Origin of the sequence: Microbulbifer variabilis ATCC 700307, from assembly GCF_000380565.1 — a bacterium.
Classification (GTDB): domain Bacteria; phylum Pseudomonadota; class Gammaproteobacteria; order Pseudomonadales; family Cellvibrionaceae; genus Microbulbifer; species Microbulbifer variabilis.
In genome coordinates this window covers 30,301-45,498 of record NZ_AQYJ01000027.1, presented here as the reverse complement: position 1 = coordinate 45,498, position 15,198 = coordinate 30,301, and the positions used below count along the sequence as shown (strand labels likewise).

12 protein-coding genes are annotated in these 15,198 nt (G+C 54.1%); 9 read left to right on the top strand and 3 right to left on the bottom strand.

What is annotated here, in order from left to right:
* The first annotated feature begins 14 nt into the window (after window positions 1–14).
* From miaA to G367_RS0113235, 9 genes are all read left to right on the top strand, one after another.
* Window positions 15–938: a tRNA (adenosine(37)-N6)-dimethylallyltransferase MiaA gene (miaA, locus tag G367_RS0113275; protein WP_040628948.1), complete on the top strand. Its 924-nt coding sequence runs from the start codon at window positions 15–17 to the stop codon at window positions 936–938.
* A gap of 190 nt (window positions 939–1,128) precedes the next feature.
* The gene (gene hfq / locus G367_RS0113270) at window positions 1,129–1,413 is read left to right on the top strand and encodes an RNA chaperone Hfq (protein ID WP_020413623.1); all 285 of its coding nucleotides are present in this window, start codon (window positions 1,129–1,131) and stop codon (window positions 1,411–1,413) included.
* A 131-nt stretch (window positions 1,414–1,544) separates the two neighbouring features.
* Window positions 1,545–2,876 (top strand): ribosome rescue GTPase HflX, encoded by a 1,332-nt coding sequence (gene hflX / locus G367_RS0113265; protein ID WP_020413622.1) that lies wholly within the window; start codon window positions 1,545–1,547, stop codon window positions 2,874–2,876.
* Window positions 2,877–3,040: 164 nt separating this feature from the next.
* The gene (hflK, locus tag G367_RS0113260; RefSeq protein ID WP_020413621.1) at window positions 3,041–4,183 is read left to right on the top strand and encodes an FtsH protease activity modulator HflK; all 1,143 of its coding nucleotides are present in this window, start codon (window positions 3,041–3,043) and stop codon (window positions 4,181–4,183) included.
* Window positions 4,184–4,194: 11 nt separating this feature from the next.
* A complete protein-coding gene (hflC, locus tag G367_RS0113255) occupies window positions 4,195–5,067 on the top strand; it encodes a protease modulator HflC (RefSeq protein ID WP_020413620.1) in 873 nt (290 codons plus the stop codon).
* 201 nt (window positions 5,068–5,268) lie between these two features.
* The gene (locus tag G367_RS0113250) at window positions 5,269–6,468 is read left to right on the top strand and encodes an ATP phosphoribosyltransferase regulatory subunit (RefSeq protein ID WP_026305107.1); all 1,200 of its coding nucleotides are present in this window, start codon (window positions 5,269–5,271) and stop codon (window positions 6,466–6,468) included.
* A 111-nt stretch (window positions 6,469–6,579) separates the two neighbouring features.
* Entirely contained in the window at window positions 6,580–7,902 is a 1,323-nt protein-coding gene (locus G367_RS0113245) for an adenylosuccinate synthase (protein ID WP_020413618.1), read from the top strand.
* Window positions 7,903–8,016: 114 nt separating this feature from the next.
* The gene (gene trhA, locus G367_RS0113240; protein WP_020413617.1) at window positions 8,017–8,697 is read left to right on the top strand and encodes a PAQR family membrane homeostasis protein TrhA; all 681 of its coding nucleotides are present in this window, start codon (window positions 8,017–8,019) and stop codon (window positions 8,695–8,697) included.
* A gap of 171 nt (window positions 8,698–8,868) precedes the next feature.
* Window positions 8,869–10,089 carry a lytic murein transglycosylase gene (locus G367_RS0113235; protein WP_020413616.1) on the top strand — a complete coding sequence of 407 codons (1,221 nt, stop codon included), beginning with the start codon at window positions 8,869–8,871 and terminating at the stop codon, window positions 10,087–10,089.
* 4 nt (window positions 10,090–10,093) lie between these two features.
* Here G367_RS0113235 and G367_RS0113230 read toward each other — a convergent pair whose 3' ends face one another.
* The 3 genes from G367_RS0113230 to G367_RS0113220 all read right to left on the bottom strand — a co-directional run bounded on the left by G367_RS0113230 (window position 10,094) and on the right by G367_RS0113220 (window position 15,177).
* The gene (locus G367_RS0113230; protein ID WP_020413615.1) at window positions 10,094–11,116 is read right to left on the bottom strand and encodes a succinylglutamate desuccinylase/aspartoacylase family protein; all 1,023 of its coding nucleotides are present in this window, start codon (window positions 11,114–11,116) and stop codon (window positions 10,094–10,096) included.
* 93 nt (window positions 11,117–11,209) lie between these two features.
* A complete protein-coding gene (locus tag G367_RS0113225; protein ID WP_020413614.1) occupies window positions 11,210–14,290 on the bottom strand; it encodes a DUF6531 domain-containing protein in 3,081 nt (1,026 codons plus the stop codon).
* Window positions 14,291–14,313: 23 nt separating this feature from the next.
* Window positions 14,314–15,177, bottom strand: a complete 864-nt coding sequence (locus G367_RS0113220; protein ID WP_020413613.1) for a Stp1/IreP family PP2C-type Ser/Thr phosphatase — start codon at window positions 15,175–15,177, stop codon at window positions 14,314–14,316.
* Between the last annotated feature and the right edge of the window lie 21 nt (window positions 15,178–15,198).

The window sequence follows — 15,198 nt, the reverse complement described above, 5'->3', positions numbered from 1 at the left end:
GCGCAATTTTCCTGATGGGCCCCACGGCATCGGGCAAGACGGATCTGGCAATGGCGCTGGCGGACAATCTGCCGGTGGAGTTGATCAGTGTGGATTCTGCTTTGGTGTATCGAGGTCTGGATCTGGGTTCCGCAAAACCATCCCAGGAAGAGTTAGTGCGCTATCCTCATCGCCTAATCGATATTTGTGATACCAGTGAATCCTATTCCGCAGGTCGATTTCGAAAAGATGCCCTGGAAGCTATGGACGAAATCAGTGCAGCAGGTAAGATCCCTCTTCTGGTAGGCGGAACTATGTTGTATTTCCGTGCTCTCCTGGAAGGTATGGCAAAACTACCTGAAGCCGATGCACAATTGCGTGCAGAAATTGAGGCTCGTGCTGAACAAGAAGGTTGGCCAGCCCTGCACGCAGAGTTGGCTGAAGTGGATCCGGATTTGGCGGCGGAGTTACATCCGAATCACTCGGTACGAATCGAGAGAGGGCTGGAGGTTTACCGTCTCACCGGAGTGCCCATGTCCCAGTTGCGTCGCGAGCAGGCCGGTAGTGGGGTACAGAAACGCTACCAGCTGAGCCAGTTGGCGATTATGCCGAGGGATAGGTTGCTGCTGCACCAGCGTATTGAATTGCGCTTTAAGAGGATGCTTGAAGCCGGGTTTGTCGATGAGGTGCGTGGGTTACGTGCTCGGGATGATTTGCACGAGGACCTCCCGGCGATTCGCGCTGTGGGTTATCGTCAAGTTTGGCATTACCTGGATGGCCGCTGTGATTATGATGAAATGGTAGCGGCGGGTGTTGCGGCTACACGTCAGCTGGCCAAGCGACAGCTGACTTGGTTGCGACGCTGGCCAGACCTGCAAACTTTGTATACTCAGGATGCCGATGGCAGGGTGCGTGAGAATGACGAAATATTGGCGGAAGCCTTGAAATTTCTCGCCTGAGCATCCATAACGTGGTTGGGCTAATAAACGACAAGCTCATTCAGTCAGTTTTCAAAGGGCCGGCCTTTTCCGGCTTACTACTACACTACTTACACGCGTATTCAACCTCAGTCGTTCTTTGATCCGCGCTCTTCGCGGATGCGATTGCGGCCTGCATACCGCATTCAGCTTTTTGACAAGGAGAAAAAAGATGTCAAAAGGGCATAGCTTACAAGACCCTTACCTCAACGTACTGCGCAAAGAGCGTATCCCGGTTTCTATCTATCTGGTAAACGGCATCAAGCTCCAAGGGCAAATTGAATCTTTCGACCAGTTTGTGGTGTTACTAAAAAACACCGTTAGCCAAATGGTCTATAAGCACGCTATTTCCACTGTTGTTCCGTCCCGAGCTGTGCGTGTGCCCTTGCTGAATCCGGCGGCACAACACGGTGGTGAAGGTAACGGTGAGGGCGGAGAGCGCGAATCCTTTAGCTGATAAGCCACCTATTTTGACCAGCGCCTCTTTACGAGGGGTGCCTGCAGCGGGTGAGCCCTGAATGACTTGCCCACTGCCACTTCAGTCTGGAAGGTGGGTTGCTGTCCACTTCCGCATATAGAGATTTCCCATTGTTTTTCGATCGACCGGAATCCGGTGAGCTGGCGGTGCTGGTTCACCTAGAACTCTCCGCAATCGACAGTCCCGAAGACCCTCGTGAATTTGAGGAGTTGGCCCTCTCTGCCGGAGCAGATCCGGTCAGTTTTATTTTTGGCCAGCGCGCAACGCCGGACCCGAAAACTTTTGTCGGGCGCGGTAAGCTGGAAGAAATTCGCCAGGTGGTAAAAGAGCAGGGCGCGGAGCTTGTGATCTTTGATCACATTCTTTCTCCTAGTCAGGAGCGCAATATTGAGCGTGAGTTGAAATGTCGGGTGCTAGACCGTACAGGACTGATCCTGGACATTTTTGCCCAGCGCGCACGTACTCATGAGGGTAAGTTACAGGTAGAGTTGGCACAGCTACGCCATATGGCTACCCGGCTTGTGCGCGGTTGGACTCACTTGGAGCGCCAGAAGGGTGGTATTGGCCTGCGTGGACCAGGTGAAACGCAGCTGGAAACTGACCGCCGCTTGTTGCGTGCGAGGATTGATTCTATCGAAAAGCGCCTGGAGAAAGTCAGGCGACAGCGGGAGCAGGGCCGGCGCGCGCGCTCCCGTGCGGATGTGGCCACGGTATCCTTGGTGGGTTATACCAATGCCGGCAAGTCCACTCTGTTTAATCGCCTCACCGATGCAGAAGTTTATGTGCGTGACCAGCTGTTCGCTACGCTGGACCCGACCATGCGCCGGGTTGAATTACCCAATGTTGGCGCCATGGTATTGGCTGACACGGTTGGTTTTGTCTCCCATTTGCCTCATAAACTGGTCGAGGCATTTCGTGCCACGCTAGAGGAGGCTGCTCAGGCAACCCTGTTACTGCATGTGGTAGATGCCTCGGCAGAAGACCGTCTGCATCTGATAGAGGAGGTGCAGAATGTTCTCGAAGAAATTGGCGCAGCGGACCTGCCACAGCTGTTGGTGTATAACAAAATTGACCTCCTGGCCGATTGTGAGCCCCGTATCGATCGTGATGAGGATGGTATACCGCGCGCGGTATGGCTATCCGCAGCTACTGGAGCAGGATGTGAGCTTCTGATAGAGGCTATTGCTGAACGCTTGGGAGAACAGATGGTGCGTGGTCTGTTGGTGGTAAAACCTCAACAGTCCCGACTGCGAGCGCAGCTTTACCAGGTTAACGCAATCCAAAGTGAGGTGTATCGCGATAATGGCGACTGTGAATTAGAGCTGCTGTTGCCGCGTAGCGACTTCCAGCGCCTGCTGGCCCAGTTTACCGTCGATGGTGAGGGCCCCGAGTGGTTACCACAAGAATGTGAGGGGGAGGACAATGGAGAGGCAGAATATTAGCGCTCCTGGTGTCATAGTGTTGGTGCTATAGAGAAAGGTTTCTGCGCAACTACGGTTGCGACAAACTTGCCACCAGTTGAGTCCTGGCGGCAATATTTTGCCGGCGGGGGATGCTAGAATCCGCCGGAGACAAAGCTTAAATGATCAGAGTTGGAGTAAGTTAGATGGCCTGGAATGAGCCGGGTGGTAAAGATAAAGACCCGTGGGGTGGTGGCGGTGGCAATCGCAATAATGATGGACCGCCGGACCTTGATGAACTATTTCGTAAAGTCCAGCAAAAGTTAGGTGGTCTGTTTGGAGGCGGTAGCCCCAGTACTGGTACAGGCAACTTTCCTTGGATGCTGGTGATTGGTGTCGCCGTATTAATCTATGCGGGCCTGGGAATCTATCAGGTGAACGCCAATGAACAGGCAGTAGTACTACGCCTGGGTAAGTACCACTCTACAGAATCTGCGGGATTGCACTGGAATCCGCCCCTGATTGATAGTGTCACTAAGGTCAATATGACCGAGGTGCGTACTGAGCGTACGACAGGGCAGATGCTGACGGAAGACGCCAATATCGTTGAAGTCGTATTGACCGTGCAATGGCAGGTTGGTGATGCGGAATCCTTTGTTCTGCGTGTGCGCGATCCTGTGAAGAGCCTGCAAGAGGCCACGGACAGTGCCCTGCGCCATGTGGTCGGCTCCTTGACCTTAAACGGCGTTATCTCTCAAAACCGTACCCAGGTATCCACAGATACCCAACAGCGTCTTCAGGAGTACCTCGATCTTTACCAGACGGGGATTCGTGTCGATGTGGTTAACCTGACTGATGCCAAGGCGCCGCGCGAAGTTCAGGATGCGTTTGACGATGTTACCAAGGCTCGTGAAGACGAGGTACGTTTGCAGAATGAAGCCCAGGCCTATGCAAACCAGGTGATTCCGGTGGCCCGTGGTCAGGCCCAGCGGATTATTGAAGAGGCAGAAGGCTATAAGGCCCGCGTAGTGGAGAGTGCCCGCGGTGAGGCGGTTCGCTTCGAGAAATTGCTGGCTGAATATGAGCGTGCCCCGGAAGTGACCCGCGAGCGTCTGTACCTGGATGCGGTCCAGGAGGTGATGTCCAGCACCTCGAAAGTGATGGTGGATGTCGAAGGTGGCAATAACATGATGTATTTGCCATTGGACAAGTTGGCCCAGGAAAGCACCAGCAAGGCGGTACAGCGCAAAGACACCTCACCGATCGTGATTGAGGAAGTCTACCAGCGCATTGTCGAGCGTTTGCGCCAGGATGCTGCCAATGGCCGTCGCAGCCAGTCTGTCCGCTAGGAGGTGATGGAATGAACAACAAGACTTTGGGAATCATTGCCATACTGCTGGTTGGCATACTGGTGGTATCTTCCAGCGCTTTTGTGGTGAAGGAAACTGAAAAGGGCGTACTGCTGCGATTTGGTGAACTGATACGCACCTATAACGAACCGGGACTTTATTTCAAAATCCCGTTTGCAGAGAAACTGCGCAAATTTGATGCGCGTATCCAGACTGTGGACTCCAGCCCGGTGCGTATGCTTAATAGCGAAAACAAGTTCATGATGGTGGACTCGTATGCTAAGTACCGTATCTCCGATGTGAGCAAGTTTTACATCGCAACCCGTGGTGATGAGCGCAACGCTGTTCGCCTGCTGTCCGAGCAGATCAATGACCGATTACGTAACCAGTTTGGTGTGCGAGACCTGCACGAAGTGGTCAGTGGTGAGCGCGATGAGCTGATGGCAGAGATCACAAAAAACCTGAATCAGGTAGCGCAGAAAAACCTCGGTGTGGAAGTGATTGATGTGCGTGTTAAGCGTATTGACCTGCCACCGGAAGTGTCCGAATCAGTGTTCCAGCGTATGCGCGCCGGACGTGAGCTGGAAGCACGGGATCACCGCGCTAAAGGCCAGGAAGCCAGTGAGCGCATCCGCGCTAATGCCGACCGCCAAAAAGTGGTTATTGAGTCTGAGGCCTATCGCCAGTCTGAGGAGTTGCGTGGTGCCGGCGATGCAGAAGCTGCGGCTATTTATGCCTCGGCTTACAACAAGAACCCCGAGTTCTATCGCTTTACCCGCAGCTTGCAGGCGTACAAAGAGTCTTTCCAGAGTAAATCGGACATGCTATTGGTGGACCCGGACAGTGAATTTTTCCGCTATCTGAAGGACCCTAAAGGGCAATAAACCTTATTAGGGGTTAAACGGCAGCTGATTACTCATTTCAGCTCGCCGTTTTCGGCGAATCCAATCTGTCGTCATCAATCCCCCCAATAGCCCTACCTTCCCAGCAGTACTTGATGCTAAAATCACGCAAACCGGGCCTAGCCCGGTTTTTTTGTGGAAGCTGCTGGCTCGCCTTATTAACCCTGATAAACCCGTTTCACCATGACTCAAGCTGATCGCTGGATGTTGCCGGATGGCATCGCGGAAATTTTGCCTGCGGATGCCATTCAGGTTGAGACCCTGCGCCGCCAACTACTGGACCTCTACTCCTGCTGGGGGTACGAGTTGGTAATACCGCCAATGCTGGAATTCACCGAGTCCCTGTTGATCGGGATGGGACGTGATGTGGATCTGAGTACCTTCAAGGTTACTGATCAGATCTCCGGCCGCACTCTCGGTATTCGCGCTGATATCACTCCGCAAACCGCGCGTATTGATGCGCACAGTTTTCCCCGCGTAGGCGCTAACCGCCTGTGCTATGCGGGTCATGTTCTCTATACCCGACCGCGTACTGCTATGGGCTCGAGGGCTCCAATTCAGGTTGGTGCGGAGCTGTTTGGTGTGGATAGCCTCAGTGGTGATATAGAGGTGATCTCCCTGATGCTGGAGAGCCTGCAGGTCGCTGGGATTGAACAGATTTACCTGGACCTGGGCCATGTTGCCATTTACCGCAGTCTTGCCGAGGCGGCAGGATTGGGTGAGGTTCAGCAGGATGAGTTGTCGGCGCTGCTACAGAACAAGGCGAGTGCCGATGTGCATAGTTGGGTCGCTGCAAACGTTGCAGATGCGCAGGTAGCGAACTGGTTGCAAGCGCTACCTGGCCTTGCCGGGGGTTCGGACTGCTTGGAGAGAGCCCGCGAGTTGCTTAGCGGCGCTCCAGAGCCGCTCCTGGCAGCGCTATCCGACTTGTACCAAGTCGCCGAGGCGCTGGGAGAGCGCTACCCGATGGTAGAGCTGTTTTTTGATTTGAGCGAAGTGCGTGGTTATGACTATGAAACCGGATTGGTTTTTGCTGCCTATAGTCCGGGCCATGGCCAAGCCCTTGCTAATGGTGGGCGTTACAACGGTATAGGTGCTGTGTTCGGACGGGATCGTCCGGCTACTGGCTTTAGTAGTGATTTAGTGGCCCTGAATACCTTGGGTAATAGAGCTGAGCCCAAGGGTGGCGCCATTCTCGCGCCGGAAGTCAGTGGCCCGGACGGTGTTGGACTTTGGCATGCAGTTGATGAGTTGCGCAGGCAGGGAGAGGTAGTAATCGCTACCTTGTCCGACGGCGCGGACAGTGATCTCCACTCGCGTTGCGACCGCGAGCTGGTGCTCGAAAGTGGTTCCTGGATAGTAAAAAGCCGCGGGACTGATTGAGGGCGGGCGCAGTGGAAGTGCCAGTATAGGTGCGGTGTTCACCGCAAGATCCATTGATGTCGGGGGCTCCAAGCACCCGCCGAGAGAAACCTGAGTTAGAGATTTATACAGATGGGCAAGAACGTAGTAGTGCTGGGAACCCAGTGGGGTGATGAAGGCAAGGGCAAAATTGTCGATTTGCTGACAGAGCAGGTCTCCCTGGTAGTGCGCTTTCAGGGCGGACACAACGCCGGCCACACGCTAGTGATCGATGGTGAAAAAACCGTACTGCACCTGATTCCCTCCGGTATCCTGCGCCCCAGCGTAACCTGCCTCATTGGCAACGGCGTGGTGCTATCCCCCGAAGCACTCCTCGAGGAGATGAAGGACCTGGAAGAGAAGGGTGTTCCAGTCAGGGATCGTTTACGCCTGTCACCGGCCTGCCCGCTGATTCTGCCAGTACATGTGGCACTTGATGAAGCTCGTGAAAAGGCCCGCGGTGATAATGCGATTGGAACCACTAAACGCGGAATTGGCCCGGCCTATGAAGACAAGGTTGCCCGTCGCGGTTTGCGCCTTGGGGATCTGTGTAATTGGGACAATTTCTGTAACCAGCTCAAGGAGCTGATTGATTATCACAATTTTGCCCTGACCCAGTACTACAAGGTGGAGTCGGTCAGTTACGAGGACACCCTGGAGTTGGCGAAAGTCTGGCGCGAGCAGTTGGTGCCGATGATCACTGATGTAGCCAGTGATCTGCACGACGCTCGTGAGCAGGGTGAGCATATTCTGTTTGAGGGTGCCCAGGGATCCCTGCTGGATATCGACCACGGCACCTATCCGTTTGTAACCTCCTCCAACACCACGGCCGGCGGTACAGCCACAGGCTCCGGTTTTGGCCCCCTGTATCTGGACTATGTGTTGGGTATCACCAAGGCCTACACCACCCGTGTGGGTAGTGGCCCTTTCCCGACCGAGCTGGACTGTGAAGTTGGCAGTCACCTGGGTGTGAAGGGTAAAGAGTTTGGTGCAACTACCGGGCGTGAACGCCGCACCGGCTGGTTCGATGCAGTGGCAGTGCGTCATGCGATCCGTATCAACAGCATTTCGGGCTTATGCCTGACCAAGCTGGATGTGCTTGATGGCCTTGAGGAAGTGAAGATCTGCGTGGGTTATCGCAACAGCGCTGGCGAAGAGATACCAGTACCTTTTGATGCCGCTGGCTGGGAAGGTGTGGAACCGGTTTACGAGAGTCTGCCAGGTTGGGCTGAGAATACTTTCGGTGTGCGTCGCGAGGCGGATCTGCCGGCCAATGCCAAGGCCTATATAGCCCGCATTGAAGAGCTGGTTGGTGCGCCTGTAGATATTGTTTCTACCGGACCTGACAGAAATGAGACCATTGTTCGCGCTTCTTCCGCTCTGTGTGAAATGGGAATCCATAACGCCAGCGAATAAGTGGTTATGGTCCGGTTGTGAACCCCTGGTCTGATCCTGGCCTTGCTATTTTGGGTGAGGCCTCTGATCATTAGACCTGATTCAAGTTATTGGTCGAGTGCCGTTGATGTACTTATGACCAGAATTCAGCCGGGCCAATTTATGACTTCGACCGTTTCCGTTGCCAGCCGCTATAGCTTCGCAGAAGAGATTGCCAATAGCGTTACTCACGGTGTCGGGGCCCTACTGGCTATCGCCGGCCTGGGTGTTCTCACAGGTTTCGCCGCATTGCGCGGTGATGCTTGGCATATCGTCAGCTCCAGCGTTTACGCCTCTACACTGATTCTCTGCTTCCTTGCCTCGACTCTGTACCATGCTGTCAGTCATATCGGTGCCAAGGCGATCTTGCGTACCCTGGATCACTCCTCAATTTTCCTTTTAATAGCGGGGACTTATACGCCGTTCACCCTGGTGACTCTCCGCGGTCCATGGGGTTGGTGGTTATTTGGGATTATCTGGGGACTGGCACTGCTCGGGTTGATAATTCAGTTCACCCCGCTGAAAAAAATTCGCGCCCTGTCTATCACTTTAAGCGCCTTAATGGGCTGGGTAGTTATCGCTGCAATCAAGCCACTGGCGAATAGTCTTGAGACTGGTGGTTTGTGGCTGCTGGTTTTGGGTGGGCTCTGTTATACAGGTGGTATCGCTTTCTACCTGTGGCGCAGTCTGCGTTTCCATCATGCGATCTGGCACTTGTTTGTACTCGCAGGAGGGATCTTGCACTTCTTTGCAGTTCTTTTCTATGTAATCCCATAGTTTTGTGGCCCTGACAACAGGGCTGTGACACAAGCAGAACTTTCCCGCAGGTTTATCTGTCAACATTGATGACTGGTCGGGCGGATGACACCATTTGATAAATCCGCCTTTCGGAAAAGGGAGGCTCGTCCTAACCTTGAGCGAGCAAAAAGTTGTGTCAAAGGTACTCTCATGCCCAGATTGTCCAGGTTCCCCACGCTTTCCTATTTTCTCGCCCTATACCTGGCGCTGATATCGCTAGGTGTTCACTCAGCAGATAAGCCGGACCCGGCCTTTGAGAAATGGGTTCGGGACTTTCGCCAGACGGCGATAAAGAGTGGTATTTCCCCCCAGGTTTATGATCAGGCATTTAAGGGCATAACCTCTCCTGACCAGTGGGTATTGGATCGTGCCAGCTACCAGCCCGAATTCAAGGCACCGGTATGGCAGTATTTCGACAACAGGGTACAGAAACGAGCTATAGAGCGGGGTAAGCAGGAAAAAGAGAAGATGAAGCCCTGGCTCGACAAGATCCAAAAGCGCTTTGGAGTTGACCCAGATATCCTTTTGGCGATCTGGTCGGTGGAGTCGAGTTTTGGTGGCATCCTCGGTAATGACAAAGTCATGCGTAGTGTGGTCCGGTCCCTGGCTACCCTTGCCTACGCAGACCCTCAGCGCAAGAAGTTTGGTCGCCAGCAGTTACTCGCGGCTTTGAAGATATTACAGGCCGGGGATGTCGAGGGGCAGCACCTGTTGGGGTCCTGGGCCGGGGCCATGGGGCACACCCAGTTTATCCCCACCAGTTATCAAGCCTATGCGGTAGATATCGATGGCGATGGCAAACGTGATATCTGGAATTCGGTGCCAGATGCACTGGCTACAGCGGCCAACCTGCTGTCGAGCAATGGGTGGCAAAAGGACAAGCCCTGGGGCTATGAGGTCACTATACCTTCGCGCAAGATGCCGGGAGGTAAGTTGACTGTAGCAGAGTGGGAAAAGCTCGGGGTCAAACGCGCCAATGGTGAATCATTCCCAAATAAGAAAGCTGTGGCAGAGCTGAAGCTGCCGGATGGACGTAACGGTCCCGCCTTTCTGGTTTTCAAAAACTTCTTTGTGCTGAAGCGCTACAACAACTCCGATCGTTATGCGACCGCTATTGGCCTTTTGGCGGATCGCATCGGTGGCGCACCACCTCTGGTAAAGGACTGGAATCGACCCTTTACCCCACTCGATGGCAGCCAGGTGGAAGAGTTACAGAAGTTGCTGAAACAGAAGGGGTTTTATACAGGTGAAGTCGATGGTAAGGCCGGCCCTGGCACGCGCAAGGCTATTCGGGAGTTTGAAAAACGTGCTGGTGTCGAAGTGAAAGGGTTTCCCAGTAAGGAAGTACTGGAGTTATTACAGCAGCAATAGCGCCCTAGAAATTTTCGTCTGGCAGCAGGCTGTCCTGAAGCAATTCGAGGTTTTCAACTACTTCCTGTGGCTTGCGGAAATAGGCGATGTGATACATCGCCTCGCCCTCGAGCACCAGGGGAATGTTCTGCTTGCCAATAATGATCCCCTCCCCGTTAGATCGCACCTGGTCGAGTTCCTTGCCGTAAGGGTCGGTAATAGTGGCTAGTAATTCGCCCTCGTATATGTGATCCCCCAGAGCCTTGATATGTTTTGCGATACCACTATCTCCAGCACGCAGCCAACCGCTGCTACGGGCAATAAACGGCTCTATCGAATTGCCACTGCGGCCTTTTGGCAGCATTTCCAGGTGCCGCATTACGTTGATTACGCCCTTGACCCCTGCGCGAATACACAATTCATCAAAACGCAGCGCTTCGCCCGCTTCATAAAGCAGGATTCTTACTCCAAGATCGGCGGCGGCCTGGCGCAGGGAACCATCGCGGATGGAGGCGTTGAGCAGTACCGGTACACCAAAAGCTCTGGCCATGGCACGAGTGTCGGTATCGTCCAGGTTGGCGCGGACCTGAGGTAAGTTGCTGCGGTGCGCAGCGCCGGTGTGAAGGTCGATGCCGTAATCACATTTGGCCACTATCTCCCGCAGGAATACATAGGCCATACGAGCGGCTAGGGAGCCCTTGGCTGAGCCGGGGAAAGATCGATTCAGGTCGCGCCGATCGGGTAAGTAGCGAGTGTGTTGAAGCACGCCGTAGACATTGACCATGGGAACAGCAATCAGAGTGCCACGGAGGGACTTGAGGCCGCGGCTCTGAATCAGGCGGCTGATTATCTCGATGCCATTAAGTTCATCTCCGTGTACCGCCGCACAGACAAAAATTGTAGGGCCGGTCCGCTTGCCGCGCTGTACATAGACAGGGATTGCCATATCCGTATTGGTATACAGGCTAACCACTGGCAGGTTAATACGACGGGACTCCCCCCTGGCCACTTCAATACCGCCGATTTCAAAGTCCGGGGAATCTCGCATATCTCAGCCACTCTATTGGACTTAATTGATTGTAGAGGGCAGAAGGGGAAGCCCTGTGGAGTCTTCCCGATAGGTTGTATCAGGCCACTGACCTTAAAGTTTGGCCAGAGAAGAGTCGGGTGTCGAGCGGGCAAAAACCTGGGTGCCATTCAACCAAATATTCAGCGCCGGGTTCCAATATCCTGAGGTATGGTACCAGAGGCCGGTTTCGATATCGGCAATGAGGTTGGCACCACGCCAGGGGCTGGGTTCCTGGCCAAAGCCGCGGTTGGCAGTAACTCCGGCCTCGCTGCCGCGGGACCATTGTATCGAGCCCTGCGACTCAAAGATGGCCAGGGGCTTGCCCTCCGGATCGGTCAAATAGTGCTCGCTGGCACCTGAACTCCAGTGGCAGAGAAGTGAGCCGCTCAAGGGGTGTTGTATCCAGTGTCCGATACCGCGTGATTTTCCATCAATCTGGTGTGCTTCCGCCCAGATGCCAAGACCGCTCCAGCTGGTAGTCACACGGCGTTGGCGTGTCGACTTGCGATGGGTACAGGTTTTACTCAGACGGCGCCCAAACGGGTCGTAGCGGAAATAGGTTTTGAACTCACCACACTCTGCGGTACTCATCAGCCCCCAGCCATCGTACTGGTATTGGTAGTCCTTGCGCCCGGGAATCTCCCGCTCAATGGTGATATTGCCGCGTTGATCTCGCTCGATATGTGCCTGGGCGAATCCAGCCTGGCGAATAGGCGTCGTGAGTTGCAGCGGCGCTTGTCGATCAAATTGCCAGGTTAAGGCGAGGCCACTGTCCAGGGCTGCTAGCCGGCCTGCGTCAAATTTATAGGTGCTGCGAATATCCCCCTGGACATGTATATGGTTTTGTCCGTCTATTTCAGTGCGGAGGATTGGCTCACCATTGGCGTCAATACCGTACAGGGAACCGCAAGGTGTCAGGGTATAGGCTAGATCGAGATTATCGGAGCTGGCACTTTTCAGCCATCCGCGTGAGTCGTACTGATATCTCAGGCTGAAATCGCGAACGTCGCTGCTGTCGTGGTTCTCGGCGATCACCCGGTTGCGCTGGTCGTATTTAAAACGCACGGAAGAGTGTAAATTGTTGGCCTGGATCAGGCGCTGGTACGCATCGTAATGAAATTCACTGCTCTGGCCGTTGTTGTTTCGGATTCCGGCAATGGAGCCATTTTCATTGTAATTAAAATACCAGCGGCAGTCGTTGTCGCAGTATTCGCTGATGCTGCCATCAGTATTGTAGTGCCAGCGCAATTGGCGTTTATCCGGTGTGTGAAATGAGACTAACTGGCCGACGGGGTCGTAGTGCCAGCGGTAGCTCCCTTTAGCAGTATCCAACTGGGTTAACTGGCCGTGGGCATTGCAGTGCAGTTCCCAGCTGTTGCCATCGGCAAATTGGATCTGGCATATATTGCCGGCACTATCGTATTCGCAGTGCAGGCTCTGGCTGTTGCCGGCGTGAATTGCGTAGGGTAGTCCCCGCTCTGAGTAATCCAGGCCATATTGGTGCATGCCAATTCGGGACTCACGCAACTCACCTTCCGGACCATAGCGCCATTCGCACCAAGTGTCCTCATTGACAATCAGTGCACTCATTCGCTGCCAGTGATCGTACTCAAACCCCCAAACTTTATCCCCGTAGCGTACGGTTTGCAGCTGACCCTGCCCATCCCAGGTGAAGTCCACCCGGCCGCCCTCAGGGTCGACGATCTGCGTCAACTGCCCTCGATCGCTGTAGAGGAATTTCCACTCCTGTTTTCCTGGGTCGACGATTGTCAGCGGCCGGCCTTTATCACTAAAGCGATACAGCCATGGCTGGTCCCCATTGAGTAGTATGCCTTCGGGGAAGCCGTTCTCATCGTATTGATAACGATTGCTGGTGCCTGCGCAAGTGCTGCGTCGGATTCGTCCCAATTCATCGTAGCGGAGGAAGGTGTTCAACCCATCTGCTCCGATATGTTGGCAGAGATTGCCGTAGGTGTCATAGAGCCAACTGCACTGGCGCTGGCCCTGGACTTCATGAATCAGTTGGCCGAAGCGATCAAAGCGAAGCTGCTGTGATTCCCTGTCGATGGTTTCTACAAGGCAGGTATTGTGCGTGTGCTGCCAGCTGAGGAGGGTCTCTGTCTCCTCTCTTCTCAACTTATGGCAGCGGCCCTGGTGGTCGTACTCAAACTGGGTACTGCCATTTCGGCTGCTGTGCGCCTCAACCAGAGAGAGATCATGGTAACTGTAGTGTTCCCTCTCGCGACCCCGGGAAACACCAGTGAGCAGCCCACCGTGAAAATCGTAGGCACACAAAGTTTGTTGCTCTTCAGGGGCGTGGCTGTTGAGCAGCCTGCTAATGCGACCACCGTGGCTGTGGAATTCCAGTACTCGCCCCCAGGAGCTTACAATTTTCCTGGGCAGTCCCTCGCTGTAGTCGATGGTCAGGGCATTGCCAAACTGATCCCGGATTTCGGTAAGAGGCAGGGCGCTGTTGACCCCGTCGGCACGAAAAATTTTGTGAGGCTCGCTAAATGCCGTGAGGCGATAGCTATGCAGGCTCTGGCGAAACAGCAGCAGGCGCTCAAAACGGTTGTAACAACCGTGGCCAATCGCGGGCAGTTGAAAGTGGACCCTACGCCCCTCCGCAGTGTGTAATTCGACGGTATTGCCCTGTACTGACAGTTTTTCGCTAAGGGAGTGGCGCCAGCCGGCGCCGATGCCACAGTCGTCGCTAATTGAGGAGCGATAGTAGCGTTTCCATTGGAAGGGGAGTGGGCCCGGTAGTGCTAAGTCAATGCTTTCGAAAGCCAGCTCGCCACTTGCCCCGTTAACCCAGCCCTCAATGCGCAGGCTGCGCTGCATTGGCGGGATACAGATGTCGAGGGGATTGACTCCGGGAATATTGATCAGGCTTGTCGGGCCATCGCCGATACCGGGAAGTAATTGTCCCGCTGGTGCTGAGGCGAGGGTGTAGGTATTAACTGATACGTCAGGAGCCTGTGGCCACAACGGGTGGATATGATCGGCAGTATCGGTTGGTGAAAGTAAGTTCTGAATTTCAGCCAGCCATAGGCAAGCCGCGGCCGGGTCCCCCTGTGAGAAAGTAACAGGGGGAGGGCTTAGGGTTTTGAACAGGTTGGGTACTAGCTGGGTGAGACGTTCCGGTGTCATGCTTCAGCTTCCGGCAAACAGGTTTAGCGTTGTGATTTACGGATAGTCACATCAGGTGACTGCGGTCTCTGAGTCACACTCTGCTCTTGTGCGAGCATCTGTGGCATAGATTGGGAGGAGTATTCGAGGATGCCTGCACTGATATTGTCTCGTCCCCCCAGTCTGTTGGCATCGTCGATAAAGCGGTATACGCATTCCAGAGCGGGACGATGAGTGGCAAGGACCCGCTCGATTGCATGGTCGTCCAGATATTCAGTTAGGCCATCACTACATACAAGCAGCAGCGCGTTTTCAGTCAGTTTCCAACTGTTAATTTCTGCTTCCACACTGCTGGAGATACCCAGGGCGCGGGTAATATGATTGCGCACATTGGACTGCTTGGCCTGTTCCGGGGTCATTTGACCACTATCGACCATTTCCTGTACCACGCTGTGATCTCGTGTAAGGCGCTGTAACCCGTAGTTGTTCCATAAATACGCCCTTGAATCCCCTATATGGGCAACGATCAGGAAGTCGCGCCACATAACTGCAACAACAATAGTTGTTCCCATTTTGGAAAATTGGGGGTTCATATTTTTGGTATTCAGAAGCGCACTATTGGCATTGTTGATGGCATCAATCAGGGTCGCGCGTAAAATCAGTTGTTGCTGTTCAGGTGTGCAGGAAATAAAGGTGTGTTCAAGCAGATTGTCCAGGTGGGATTGAATGGTCTCAGCCGCGATTTTGCTTGCTGTGGCACCGCCCGTATAGCCTCCCATACCGTCGGCTACGACCATGTAGGCGAAGGGTTTATCCGCGCTAGCATGCCAGCGGATGCTATCTTCATTTTCCTCGCGAACTTGACCGATGTCAGTGCGCCCGTTGACCGCCAGACTTATCTGATCCATGTCTGGTGCAACTCCCCTTTA